General features: G+C 46.7%; 10 protein-coding genes. 1 reads left to right on the plus strand and 9 read right to left on the minus strand.

Annotated elements, in window-relative coordinates; all coding sequences use genetic code 11:
- Positions 1–27 precede the first annotated feature (27 nt).
- Positions 28–1,665: an eicosapentaenoate synthase subunit PfaD gene (pfaD, locus tag OCV20_RS12125; protein WP_086774317.1), complete on the plus strand. Its 1,638-nt coding sequence runs from the start codon at positions 28–30 to the stop codon at positions 1,663–1,665.
- 97 nt (positions 1,666–1,762) lie between these two features.
- Here pfaD and hflX read toward each other — a convergent pair whose 3' ends face one another.
- The 9 genes from hflX to OCV20_RS12170 form a co-directional block, all read right to left on the minus strand.
- Positions 1,763–3,130 carry a GTPase HflX gene (hflX, locus tag OCV20_RS12130; protein WP_017056924.1) on the minus strand — a complete coding sequence of 456 codons (1,368 nt, stop codon included), beginning with the start codon at positions 3,128–3,130 and terminating at the stop codon, positions 1,763–1,765.
- A gap of 225 nt (positions 3,131–3,355) precedes the next feature.
- Complete coding sequence (locus tag OCV20_RS12135) at positions 3,356–4,501, minus strand: S8 family serine peptidase (protein ID WP_086774318.1); 1,146 nt, start codon at positions 4,499–4,501, stop codon at positions 3,356–3,358.
- A 140-nt stretch (positions 4,502–4,641) separates the two neighbouring features.
- Complete coding sequence (locus OCV20_RS12140) at positions 4,642–5,754, minus strand: ABC transporter ATP-binding protein (protein ID WP_017056923.1); 1,113 nt, start codon at positions 5,752–5,754, stop codon at positions 4,642–4,644.
- Between the two features lie 6 nt (positions 5,755–5,760).
- Positions 5,761–6,618 carry a carbohydrate ABC transporter permease gene (locus OCV20_RS12145; RefSeq protein ID WP_050052727.1) on the minus strand — a complete coding sequence of 286 codons (858 nt, stop codon included), beginning with the start codon at positions 6,616–6,618 and terminating at the stop codon, positions 5,761–5,763.
- Positions 6,615–7,553 (minus strand): carbohydrate ABC transporter permease, encoded by a 939-nt coding sequence (locus OCV20_RS12150; RefSeq protein ID WP_009848503.1) that lies wholly within the window; start codon positions 7,551–7,553, stop codon positions 6,615–6,617. The genes OCV20_RS12145 and OCV20_RS12150 overlap by 4 nt, the downstream gene beginning before the upstream one ends.
- 181 nt (positions 7,554–7,734) lie before the next feature.
- On the minus strand, positions 7,735–8,982 hold the full coding sequence (locus tag OCV20_RS12155) for an ABC transporter substrate-binding protein (protein ID WP_086774319.1): 1,248 nt from the start codon (positions 8,980–8,982) through the stop codon (positions 7,735–7,737).
- 111 nt (positions 8,983–9,093) lie between these two features.
- Positions 9,094–10,539 (minus strand): ATP-binding protein, encoded by a 1,446-nt coding sequence (locus OCV20_RS12160; protein WP_086774320.1) that lies wholly within the window; start codon positions 10,537–10,539, stop codon positions 9,094–9,096.
- Positions 10,540–10,584: 45 nt separating this feature from the next.
- Positions 10,585–11,313, minus strand: a complete 729-nt coding sequence (locus OCV20_RS12165; protein ID WP_004736055.1) for a response regulator — start codon at positions 11,311–11,313, stop codon at positions 10,585–10,587.
- 227 nt (positions 11,314–11,540) lie between these two features.
- Positions 11,541–12,998 (minus strand): protein adenylyltransferase SelO, encoded by a 1,458-nt coding sequence (locus OCV20_RS12170; protein WP_086774321.1) that lies wholly within the window; start codon positions 12,996–12,998, stop codon positions 11,541–11,543.
- Positions 12,999–13,003: the final 5 nt, after the last annotated feature.

Genomic DNA, 13,003 nt, shown 5'->3' on the forward strand with positions numbered 1-13,003 from the left:
TGACACGGAACTAGGAAAGAAATAACTATGACAACTCAAACTACAATCAATAACGAAAAGCTATCTCCGTGGCCTTGGCAGATCGAAGAGAACACAACGCGTTTCGATAACGCAGCAATGTCGACAATCTTGAAAGATTTAAGCCTTGCTTGTTACGTAGTGAACCACCCAGAAAAAGGCCTAGGCGTAAGCCAACAAGCTGAGATTGCATCAAGCGATTCAGCAAGCTCTGCGAACAGCCAACCTGTTAGCGCATTCGCTCCCGCTCTTGGTACACAAAGCCTAGGCGACGAAGATTTTCGCCGCTGCCACGGCGTGAAATACGCTTATTATGCTGGCGCAATGGCAAATGGCATTTCATCTGAAGAGTTGGTGATTGCGCTTGGCCAGGCAGGCATTCTTTGTTCATTTGGCGCGGCGGGCTTAATCCCGTCTCGCGTTGAGCAAGCTATCAACCGCATTCAAGCTGCACTGCCAAACGGTCCTTACGCGTTTAACTTGATTCACAGCCCAAGTGAACCCGCGCTAGAGCGCGGTAGTGTTGAGCTGTTTTTGAAGCACAAAGTGAAAACGGTTGAGGCTTCAGCATTCTTAGGTTTAACACCGCAAATCGTTCACTACCGTGCCGCTGGCCTTAGCCGCGATGCACAAGGTGAGATTCAGATTGGCAACAAGGTTATTGCTAAGGTAAGCCGTACTGAAGTCGCTAGTAAGTTCATGCAGCCTGCTCCTGTGAAAATGCTGCAAGCTTTGGTTGATGAAGGCCGAATCACAGCAGAACAGATGGAGCTAGCACAGCTGGTTCCTATGGCGGATGACATTACTGCAGAAGCCGATTCTGGTGGTCACACCGATAATCGTCCGCTAGTAACTCTACTACCAACGATTCTTGCCCTGAAAGAGCAAATCCAAGCTCAGTACCAATTCAAAACACCGCTACGTGTCGGTTGTGGTGGTGGCGTAGGTACGCCTGACGCTGCTCTAGCAACGTTTAACATGGGTGCGGCATACATTGTTACCGGTTCTATCAACCAAGCGTGTGTTGAGGCTGGCGCGAGCGAGCACACACGTAAGCTACTTTCGACAACCGAAATGGCTGACGTGACTATGGCTCCGGCAGCAGACATGTTCGAAATGGGCGTGAAGCTGCAAGTGGTTAAACGTGGCACCTTGTTCCCAATGCGTGCAAACAAGCTGTACGAGATCTACACACGTTACGACTCGATTGAAGCGATTCCAGTTGAAGAGCGTCAAAAGCTAGAGAAGCAGGTATTCCGTTCAACTCTGGATGATATTTGGGCTGGTACTGTGGCGCACTTTAACGAGCGCGACCCTAAACAGATCGAACGTGCTGAAGGCAATCCAAAACGCAAAATGGCGTTGATCTTCCGTTGGTACTTGGGGCTTTCGAGCCGTTGGTCAAACACGGGCGAACAAGGTCGTGAGATGGATTACCAAGTATGGGCAGGCCCGGCACTTGGCGCATTCAACGCATGGGCGAAAGACAGCTACCTAGACGATTACCAACAGCGTAATGCGGTCGACCTTGCTAAGCATTTGATGCACGGTGCGGCGTACTTGGCTCGTGTTAACTTGCTGACCTCACAAGGTATCAAGCTTGATCCAGAGCTAGCACGTTGGAAGCCAACGCAAAGAATGGCATAGGCATTTCAATGTAGCGTTAATTAAGCTCAACGAATAAAAAAAGCGACCACTAAGGTCGCTTTTTCTTTGGATGTTCTTATCTAAACTAGATAGACGATCAAGATTTCTGCATACGCTTTTTCAGTCGAGCTAAGTCAATTTCACTAGAGCGAACGGTCAACTTAATACACTCGTAATCGTATTCTTCTTTTACCACACTCATGTTTGAGCGAATCTCACCGATGATGCCTTGGCCAGAATAAGGAATCGTGATCTCTTCTTCGATCATGCCTTCTTCAGCAACACCAACGATGTACTTGTGCAGTTTGGTGATATCCAGAGGATCACGAGTTGACGTTAGCATCGCATCTGGGAATTCTTCGATCAGCTCTAATTGCTGCTCTTCAGTCAATCTATCGCACTTATTCAGCACTAATAGTTTTTCGCTGCCTTCAACGCCCACTTGTGCCAATACGTCGTGTACCACATCAAGTTGTGCGCGGAATGAAACGTCAGAAGCATCAACGACATAAAGCAGCAATGAAGCATCATGCGCTTCTGCTAGCGTTGAGTGGAATGATGCAACCAGATCGTGTGGCAATTTCTTGATGAAACCAACGGTATCTGAAACAAGAATACGCGGTTGAGTGATTGGCTGAAGCGCACGAACCGTGGTGTCTAGCGTTGCGAACAGTTTATCTTCACCCACCACTTCGGTTGCGGTCATTGCACGCATCATCGAAGATTTACCAGCATTGGTGTAGCCAACTAAAGCAACAGTGAAAAGCTCCGCGCGCCTTGTGCGTCGGGTCTTCATTTCATCTTGTACGCTTACTAGCTCACGCTTAAGCGCAGCAATTTGGTCACGTACGTTACGACGGTCTAGCTCTAGTGAAGTTTCACCGGCGCCCTGACCCATTTGACGCTCTTTATCACCCTCAGCTGTTTCACGAAGTCGTGGCACTAAGTAGTTTAGACGAGCGATATCAACTTGCAGACGAGCAGTACGAGTACGAGCGTGACGGCTGAAGATTTCGATGATGATACCAGTACGGTCAAATACTTCTACACCCAAACTCGCCTCAACAGTGCGCAGTTGAGATGGGCTTAAATCACAGTCAAAGACCACAACATCAGCAGCGCCGTATTGGAAATTGCCCGTTGGAAGATCATCAAAATCTAGCTCGTCGATTTCTGAATCAAATAGACCTGATTCATCAAGGAAGTCTTCATCTTCTGCTTCTTCAATCGAACCTTGGTAACCGGTTAGATGAGCAATTTCCGCAAGCTTACCAGCACCCAACACGTTTTGTCGTTGAGCTGAACTGTGGTGCTGCGATTGTGTACCAACCACTTTAAACCCTAGGGTTGTTACTAAGCGAGCAAGTTCGGCAAGAGACTCTTTTGCTTCGTCACCTTTGAAGTCCGGTGTCGTAATAGAAATAAGTAAAGCGTTACTAGCTGAGGGTTTTGCTGTTAGTTTCATGTATTCTTCTGTTTATGCACCAAAGTGCAACCTAGTATTTGGTCTAAAGTTGACTCGATCCTACGCGTTTCTACGTCAGCTTTATATAGCCACATCACACTAAATATCAGCTTTGACGATAATTAACTGTCTACTCGATGATTATTCACAATAAAAAACGACCCATCAGGTCGCTTTTTATTGCCTACAACGGCATTTTTATACCTACTTAAACTATCAAACAAGTTAATTACTCACTGCAATAGGGTCAGGAGATCCGTCGGGATCATTATTCACATCCCCATCCAAAGAGAATGAGCCTCCGGTGGCTAACAGTACTCCACAAAAGTGAGGAGCCGCCATTGAGGTACCATTGTAAGAAACCGTTCCTCCGCCCGTTTTGGTCGATAACACATCGACTCCAGGTTGAGCGTAATCTACATCAGAGCCATAATTGGAAAAGTAAGCGAAATTATCATTGTTCTCTTCAAATGCAGAGATCGTAAAGATATTTGTGCCATTCGTACTCGCTGGTGTAAAACCATTCGCATCTAACCCAGAATTACCCGCAGCGATAGAGAAAAAGATCCCCTGTGCGGCGGCAGCTTGAATAGCAGTTTCCAATGCGGCCGAATACCCTGAACCACCCAAGCTCATGTTGGCACAATCACCCGCGCTACCATTAATCGCCACATGTTCAACACCGGCAATAACTCCCGACATTGAACCACTGCCACTATTATCTAGGACTCGAACAGGTATCACTTCCACACCGGGCGCAACACCGATGACATCAAAGCCATCGTCGTAAGCTCCTATCGTTCCTGCTACATGCGTGCCGTGACCATTACCATCGCTAGTATTGTTTTTCTTACCGCGAGTAAAGTTTGCCCCTCGAGATTTGTTTACATTTAAATCTGGGTGATTGCTGTCAATACCCGAGTCTATAACCCACGCAACAGATGAGGAATTACTCATATCAACAGTACCACCGTTGACTCTGGTTACACCCCAAGGAACCTGCTGAACAGCTCGCTCAACACTATCTCCACCTCCGCCTCGATTAGGTTTACCTCCTCGCGGTAAAGCATGCATGATGATATCAGGTTCAATGTAATCAATCTCGGGGAACCTATTTTTAAGACCTTTGAGAGCTTGCTCTGGGACCTTAACAGAAAACCCTTTCAAGGCATGGCTATATTGATGACCAACTACACCACGCCCATTGGCAACTTCGCGCGCGATATCATTCGCCCGTGATTCCGATACACTCTGTTTTAAAACGACAATATAACTGTCTCTCAAATCATGATTAACAACAGCAGATACAGGAGAAGAAAGAAGAGCAAGTGACATTGCTCCTGCAAGTAATTGGACTCTCATTGCAGACATCCTTTTTATAAAAATTAATCTCCCATCAAGCATAGACTCTACTGAGTTTTTTATCATTAATGTGACAATTAACCTGTCTTAATACAAAAACACCCCATCAAACGATGAGGTGTTTGGTGAAACTAACTTGCTAGTAACACTTAGAAATCGATTCTCGCTTCCGTCTGAGCATCAAAGAATACAGCTTTGGATAGGTCAAAATGCAGTGGTGCCATTTGCCCAACCGACACCTCAAATTCCGGCGATAAACGACACGCGACTTCTTGGTCATTCACTTTGACCATAGCGATAGTATCTGGCCCTGTCGGTTCCAATACCTCCAGCTGTAAGTCTAGCTTTGTGGAGGCAGAAACATCATCACCTTCCTGTTCGGTAATGTGTTCTGGACGCAACCCAATCACCAACTCTTTGCCGTCTTGGTCACGCATACTTTGTGGCAAACGAATATGGTGTTCTTGATCTGCGGTACCAACCACTTTAATAATCGGATTCTGTTCCTCATCCAAGTCCACCATGGTTTTAATGAAGTTCATCGACGGTGACCCCATAAAGCCAGCCACAAACATATTGTTGGGTTTGGTGTAGATCTCTTGCGGTGTGCCGAGCTGCTGTAGTTCACCATCTTTCATTACTGCGATGCGATCCGCCAGTGTCATTGCCTCGATTTGATCATGGGTTACATAAACAATCGTGGTGTTCAACTTCTGGTGCAGACGTTTAATCTGATGACGCATCTCAACACGTAACTTGGCATCCAAGTTCGAAAGCGGCTCATCAAACAGATACAGCTTAGGACGACGAGCTAGAGCGCGTCCCATCGCGACACGTTGACGCTGACCACCAGAAAGCTGCGATGGCTTACGATCCAGCAACTGTTCAATTTGCAGCATTTCTGCCACTCGATTTACTTCAGCATCGATCTCGTCCTGAGGCATCTTGCGAATCTTCAAACCGAAAGCGATATTGCCGCGTACCGTCATGTTTGGATAAAGCGCGTAGGACTGGAATACCATCGCGATATCGCGATCTTTCGGTTCAACCTGAGCCACGTCTACTCCATCAATCACTATCTCACCCGAGCTAATATTCTCGAGCCCAGCAATGGTGTTCATTAGGGTGGATTTCCCACACCCCGAAGGGCCGACAAGTATCAAAAATTCCCCCGAATCGATACTGATGTCGATGCCCTTTAACGTTTCGTTGTCCGCGTTGCGATAGGTTTTACGGATCTGTTTTAAATCTAATGTTGCCATGGGTAATTATCCTTTTACTGATCCTGCCGTTAGGCCACGAACAAAATATTTTCCTGCGAAGACATACACCAACAGCGTTGGCAGTGCGGCGATGATCGCGGCAGCCATGTCGACGTTGTATTCTTTAACGCCTGTACTGGTGTTGACTAAGTTATTTAATGCCACGGTGATTGGCTGAGTTTCTGAGCCGGAGTAAACCACCCCGAACAAGAAATCATTCCAGATAGCGGTGAACTGCCAGATCACCGTCACCATGATGATCGGCGTTGAGATCGGTAATAAGATCTTGAAGAAGATGGTAAAGAAGCCAGCACCATCGAGCTTTGCCGCCTTGATCAATTCATCAGGAATAGAGATATAGAAGTTACGGAAAAACAGCGTGGTAAATGCCATGCCGTAGATAACGTGCACAATCACCAAGCCAATCGTAGTGTTCGCTAAACCCATCTTGCCAAGCATGGTCGCCATTGGCAGCAGCACCACTTGGAATGGAATGAAGCAGCCAAATAACAACAAACTAAAGAACAGGTTTGAGCCTCTAAATTGCCATTTCGTTACCACATAGCCATTGAATGCACCGAGCAATGTTGAAATCGCAACCGCAGGAATCACCATTTGGAACGAGTTCCAGAAGTAGCCTTTGATGCCTTCACATTTTACGCCCGTACAAGCGGTGTCCCACGCTTTATACCAAGCATCAAACACCCACTCTTTAGGCAAGCTCATTAAATTACCCGCCTTGATGTCTGGCAGAGTTTTGAATGACGTCAGCGCCATTACGAACAATGGCATTAGATACACTAAACAGAAGAAAAGCAGTGCTGAATAGATAAAGATTCGAGCAAAGTTGACGTTATTCATCATGACTTTTTCTCCCTAAGTTCAGAGTAAAGATAAGGCACGAGAATCGCTAAGATACCAGCAAGCATCATCATGGCACTGGCAGCACCAAGGCCGATTTGTCCACGAGTAAAGGAGTGCGCATACATGAAGAGCGCAGGAAGATCCGATGAATAACCCGGGCCACCCGCCGTCATAGCGGTCACAAGGTCGAAACTCTTAATCGCAATGTGTGAGGTGATGATCACCGCACTGAAAACCACAGGGCGCAAGCAAGGCAGAATGATTTTGAGATAGATAGTGGGTAAGCTTGCTCCATCAATTTGTGCCGCTTTGATGATTGATGAATCGATGCCGCGAAGACCCGCTAAGAACATCGCCATCACAAAGCCTGAAGACTGCCAAAGTGCCGCGATAACCAAGGTATACACCGACATTTCCGAGTCAACTAACCAATCAAATTTGAAGTCAGTAAATCCCCAATCTTGCATCAGCTTTTCAATGCCAAGACCCGGATTAAGAATCCATTTCCACGCCGTACCTGTCACGATGAATGACAACGCCATTGGGTAGAGATAGATAGTTCGAATCGCCCCTTCTTGGCGGATATTCTGGTCAAGCAATACCGCTAAACCAACACCAAGCAAGATAGCTATCGCCATGAACAGAAAACCAAACACACCGAGGTTGGTGATTGAGGTGATCCAGCGATCGTTATCCATCAGCTTTTCATATTGGGTTAAACCAACGAAATTAAAGCTCGGCAGAAATCGAGAGTTGGTGAACGACAGCGCTGCCGTCCAAAAAATGTAGCCGTAGATACAGACCACGGTCACTAACGCGGTCGGCGCCAGTACAATTTTAGGTAACCAATGTTGCAACCTATCAGCAAAACTCGGTTTCGGTGCAGGCTGGCTCCTTGTGGGTTTTGGAGTCGACTCAGTCAAAACATGCTCCATAACTTATCCTTGTTGCACAATCGAGCCAATGGCTTACCTTTCGGCACCACATCAGCATCACGCATATCAGAATTGGGAGTGAAGAGTAGATAGGCTCCCTACGAGCCTACCCACCCTGGGGGTTTGGTAAAGCAACACAACCGGTCACTCATGTGCGTTATGTGTCGCTTATCAAGTTAGATTAGATAGCCGCTTTCACAGCTTTCGCTAACTTAGCCGCCGCTTGTTTTGGATCGGCATCTTTCTCGTTGAAGAAGTTGGTTACCACGTCGTAAATCGCGCCTTGAGCGTAGCTTGTTGTCGCTAGGCCGTGAGCCATACTCGGAACAAGATCGCCAGACTCCGCACTCGCTTTGAAGGTTGCCATTGAATCCAACGCACATTGGTCAAACTTAGACATGTCCATATCTAGACGAACAGGGATAGAACCTTTGTTAAGGTTGAAGACTTCTTGGAAATCTTTGGTAAGAATGGTTTTCGCTAGGTCTTGCTGCGCTTTTTGGTTCTCTTTGTCACTTAACTCAAAGAACGCAAAGCTATCGATGTTGAAAGTGAATTGGCCATCAGTACCTGGAGCTGGTGCACAGATGTAGTCTTTACCCGGCACTTTACCTGCTGCTGTAAACTCGCCTTTCGCCCAGTCACCCATGATCTGCATTGCCGCTTCGCCATTGATAACCATTGACGTTGCTACGTTCCAATCACGACCCGGAGAGTTGCTGTCGACGTAATCACGCATCTTTTTGAACTTGGTGAATACTTCCACCATTTTGTCACCAGACAACACGTCCATATCAAGATCAACGAACGCTTTGTTGTAATCTTCACTGCCTAGTACATCAAGTGCTACAGCTTCGAATACCGTCGCGTCTTGCCAAGGTTGACCACCGTGAGCCAGTGGAATGAAGCCAGCCGCTTTAATCTTGTCTGCGGCAACAAAGAACTCATCTAACGTAGTTGGAACCGTCACGCCTGATTTTTCTAAAACAACAGGGTTCGCCCAAAGCCAGTTAACACGGTGAACGTTGACAGGAACTGCGACATATTCGCCATCCCACTTCATCACTTTAGTCACTACTTCTGGTAGTAGTTCATCCCATTGTTCTTGTTTAGCAGTCGCATCGAGAGACGTTAGAAAACCTAAACCACCCCACTCTTGAATATCATGACCTTTGATCTGCGCGGCAGATGGAGGATTGCCCGAAACTGCTCGAGTTTTTAAAACAGTCATCGCACTTTCACCGCCGCCACCAGCAACAGCGAAATCTTTCCAAGTATGGCCTTGTTCTTCAATCATCTCTTTCAGTACCGCTGCGGATTTCGCTTCGCCACCAGCAGTCCACCAGTGAAGCACTTCCACTTCACCAGCTTGAGAAAATGTTGAGGCAGCAAGAAGAGATAGAGTAAGTAGGGTTTTATTGATTTTCATTATTATCTTCCATGTTTTAGCGGACTCGACGTCCGGTTCAATAAAGAGTCTACTTATTTTGATTTTTAGGATTGAAACAAAAGGTAAGTCCTATGTAACATAATTGTTACATTACACTTCTAGGCCTGTTGGGATATAGACTTTGGCTTCTAAGCCACCTTGAGAGGAGTTGCGAAGAATGAGATCTCCGCCGTGTCCATGCAGGATATTTCGGCAGATCCCGAGGCCAAGACCATGTCCTTGATCATCCGTTGCTAACCTAAAGTAAGGCTCAAAGACCAGCTCTAACTTATCTTCTGGAATACCGAGACCACGGTCTTGAATGGTCACGACCACCCAAAGATCATCACCGCTGATTTCAACAACTGCTGAGGAACCGTACTTAACCGCGTTGTCGATTAAGTTGGTGAGTACACGCTTTATCGCCAGTGGTTTAGCGACCAATGGCTCAATGACGACCGGCTCGAACTCAACCTTTGTCTGATACTGGTTATGCGATTCAATCACAGCAAGCACCATTTCGTTGAGGTCAATAATGGCATTGTTTTCGTGTAGATCGGTGTCTCTTACCGCTTGCAAAGCACCTTTAACCATCATCTCTAGCTCATCGAGATCTTTATTGAATTTGTCTTTCTTTACTTCACTCTCCAACAACTCTGCACGCAATCTAAGCCGCGTTATCGGTGTCTTTAAGTCATGGGAGATTGCCGAGAAAAGGTGCTCTCGGTCGGCAACATAGCGACGAATCCGTTGCTGCATGCGATTAAAGGCTCGGGTCGCCGTCACCAGCTCCGTTGCCCCCTCTTCGTTAAGTGGCGGCTGCTGAATATCCATACTCATTTCATTGGCCGCTCTTGCTAATTTTTTAAGAGGGCGCACTTGGCGACGAATCATCAAGTAAGTCAAAACCAAAAGAATGAGTGTCGAGGAAACTAAGAAGATCACCTGCTCTCTGCCGAGAATCGTATCGTCGAGCTTTACGTATGGCGCAGGCAATAACGCGGCGATATACACCCATTCATGACTGGCTAGTTCTATCTGAACAACCAAAATCGGCGGATTAAGAGGTTCTAAGGTTAATGTATGGTGTGCCCACGATCGCGGGAGATCGCTCAAGTAAATGTCATTTTTAAGCAAACGAAGATGTTCAGGGCGAGAGAAATCAACACGAACTGATTCCACTTTATTGAGCTTGCTACTCAAAACACTTTCTATCGCTTCAATCGAAGCGGTTTTTAAACGGGTATCGGGGATCGGTTCGACAATCAACGCCTCTTTATTGAAAGAGACAAAGAAGCGCGTACCGCCCATATTGCGGATCTGATCTAATACGATATGACGATATTTGACGGGTAGAGACTGAAAGAAAGTCACTGTCGAGGCAAACATATTGGCCATGCTCTCGGAGGCAGAACGAATCCCTTCCAGTTCTTTGTGTTTGGATTCGCTATACCAAATAGACGTTGCGATACCTTGAGCAATCACCACGGCTAACAAGGTCAGTAACAATGTTCTGGCAACCAAAGAGTTTGGTTTTAATCGACTCAACCAGTTCATAGGAAATACTTCATTGGAAAGGTGTTCATTAACGGCACTTGATTATCAGTGTTCATACTGAACAGGCACAGCGAGAATATAGCCATTACCGCGCATGGTTTTGATGTAGTGAGGATACTTGCCACTGTCGCCCAGCCGACTTCTCAGGCGACTAAGCTGCACATCAATGCCACGTTCAAAAGGCAACGCTTCGCGGCCTCTGGTGGCGAAAGAGATGGTGTCACGGTCAAGAACTTCGTTGGGGCGAGTTAAGAACAACATCAACAGAGAAAAATCACTGCCCGACAAATCCATCTCTTCCGAGTGTTCATTGTGGGAAATTCGATGCGCTAACGTATCAAGCGTCCAATCACCAAAAATGATTTGCTTTGGCAGAGCATCACTTGGCTTGTCATCAACCACTTGAACGCGGCGTAATAACGCTTTGATACGCGCCATTAACTGGCGAGGGCTAAACGGCTTGGCGATGTAGTCATCGGCACCAATTTCTAAACCAATGATCTGGTCGGTTTCATCCGATACCGCAGTCAGCATGATGATAGGCACATTCGATTGCTTACGGACGCGTTGACACAGGGTAAAACCATCGTCACCGGGTAGCATAACATCGAGCAGAATCAGGTCTGGATAACCTTGGCTTTGCAGGTGGGTTTCTAATTCAACACCGTCTCCAACAGAAGAGACATCGAAGCCCGATTTTGTGAGGTACTCTTCCAGCAGCTCGCGGATTTCTTGATCATCATCCACCACGAGAATTCGAGTATTTGTTGGCATCGCCCAAACCTATTAAATTTACAACTTATTCACATAGTGTATAGGCTGGCCGATTGTTTGATTATTGACATGTTTGTAAAGTTAGAAGAACAAACAGATAAAGATCACAACTTAGTGACCTCTACCTGCATTTTGACGACTTAATCCGCTACTCGTTGGTTATAACGTACAATGGATTATCACGTACAATTGGTTATCAAGAGCAGTCGATTGTCATGAGTAGCTGATTATGACGAGCAGCTGATCTCCATCGCTTTGCCCCACTCAGGAGGTAGAGCCGCAAGATGTTCATAGTCTGGGTGTTCCGCGTAAGGGTCTGCAAGTACCACCATCAAAGCGTCAATGTCGCTGCTATCACCGCGCTCTGCTTTATCTATCGCCAGTTGAGCAAGGTAATTTCTGAGGATGTATTTCGGATTTACCTGCCTCATCTTTTCGCAGCGCTCTGCCACTGAGCTCTCTTCCAGTTCGCAACGTTGTAAGTAGTTATCTACCCACAGTTTTGCTGCATCTCGGTCGATAACCAAATCAATCACTTCTTGTGGCGACAAGGTGTCTAGGTTCGATAGCGTTCTAAAGAACCTTGGATAGTCGACTTTATTTTGCGACATCAGCTCGAACATAGATTCAAACAAACGACTGTCACCTTCTTGTTTCGAAAGTAGCCCCAACTTACGACGCATCATCTGACTAAAATAACCGTTCATTTGCGGTTCGTACTGCTCTAAAGCCGCCTCTAAATCGGCCTTATCCACCAGCGGAGAAAGTGAGTGCGCCAGTGCCGACAGGTTCCATAAACCTATTCTTGGTTGCTGGTTGAAGGCATAGCGCCCTTGGTAATCCGAGTGATTACAGATCAAGCGAGGGTCGTATTCGTCAAGAAACGCGAACGGACCGTAATCGAAAGTTTGCCCGATGATCGACATGTTATCGGTGTTCATCACGCCATGAGCAAAACCATTCGCTTGCCACAACGCGACCATTTCCGCAGTGCGATCGACAATCTCATTAAACATGGCAGCGTAGGGCTTCTCTTGATCAAGGCATTTCGGGAAGTGCCATTCGATGACTTTATCAGCCAGTAATTTATGTTCTGCCAACTGATTGGTGTAAAACAGATGTTCAAAGTGACCAAATCGAATGTGGGATTCGGCAGCACGCACCAGTAGCGCCCCCCACTCTTGCTTCTCACGATAAACCGGCGTGTCACTGGTCATCATGGCTAATGCACGCGTGGTTGGGATGTTGAGCCCCGCCATCGCTTCGCTACATAAGTACTCACGAACCGTTGATCGAATAACAGCGCGTCCATCGCCCATGCGAGAATAAGGTGTTTTACCTGCACCTTTGAGGTGTAAATCGAACGTTTCGCCACTTTTCGCGACAACTTGAGCTAATAACAGCCCTCTTCCATCACCTAAATCCGGATTATAAGAACCAAACTGGTGGCCTGCGTACTTCATTGCTACAGGCGAAAACTGCTCAGGTTCAACATTGCCAGATAACGTTTCAAGCAACTCCTCGGAAGCATCATCAAATGACGGAAAGCCGAGTTCATCCGCAAGCTTATGGTTCCATGCGAGCCATTGAACACTGTTTAGCGGTGTAGGTTGAATTGGGGTATAGAACAGTCGAGGTAATGCAGTAAATCGATTGTTAAATGAAATAGAATCCCAGACAGACATGAGAG

Source organism: Vibrio coralliirubri, assembly GCF_024347375.1.
In the GTDB taxonomy this organism is placed as follows: domain Bacteria; phylum Pseudomonadota; class Gammaproteobacteria; order Enterobacterales; family Vibrionaceae; genus Vibrio; species Vibrio coralliirubri.

Bases quoted from the DNA above. Each gene is read 5' to 3' on its own strand.
- OCV20_RS12155 (WP_086774319.1), bottom strand. From the start codon at position 8,982: ATGAAAATCAATAAAACCCTACTTACTCTATCTCTTCTTGCTGCCTCA.
- pfaD (WP_086774317.1), top strand. From the start codon at position 28: ATGACAACTCAAACTACAATCAATAACGAAAAGCTATCTCCGTGGCCT.
- OCV20_RS12145 (WP_050052727.1), bottom strand. From the start codon at position 6,618: ATGATGAATAACGTCAACTTTGCTCGAATCTTTATCTATTCAGCACTG.
- OCV20_RS12135 (WP_086774318.1), bottom strand. From the start codon at position 4,501: ATGTCTGCAATGAGAGTCCAATTACTTGCAGGAGCAATGTCACTTGCT.
- hflX (WP_017056924.1), bottom strand. From the start codon at position 3,130: ATGAAACTAACAGCAAAACCCTCAGCTAGTAACGCTTTACTTATTTCT.
- OCV20_RS12165 (WP_004736055.1), bottom strand. From the start codon at position 11,313: ATGCCAACAAATACTCGAATTCTCGTGGTGGATGATGATCAAGAAATC.
- OCV20_RS12140 (WP_017056923.1), bottom strand. From the start codon at position 5,754: ATGGCAACATTAGATTTAAAACAGATCCGTAAAACCTATCGCAACGCG.
- OCV20_RS12160 (WP_086774320.1), bottom strand. From the start codon at position 10,539: ATGAACTGGTTGAGTCGATTAAAACCAAACTCTTTGGTTGCCAGAACA.
- OCV20_RS12170 (WP_086774321.1), bottom strand. From the start codon at position 12,998: ATGTCTGTCTGGGATTCTATTTCATTTAACAATCGATTTACTGCATTA.
- OCV20_RS12150 (WP_009848503.1), bottom strand. From the start codon at position 7,553: ATGGAGCATGTTTTGACTGAGTCGACTCCAAAACCCACAAGGAGCCAG.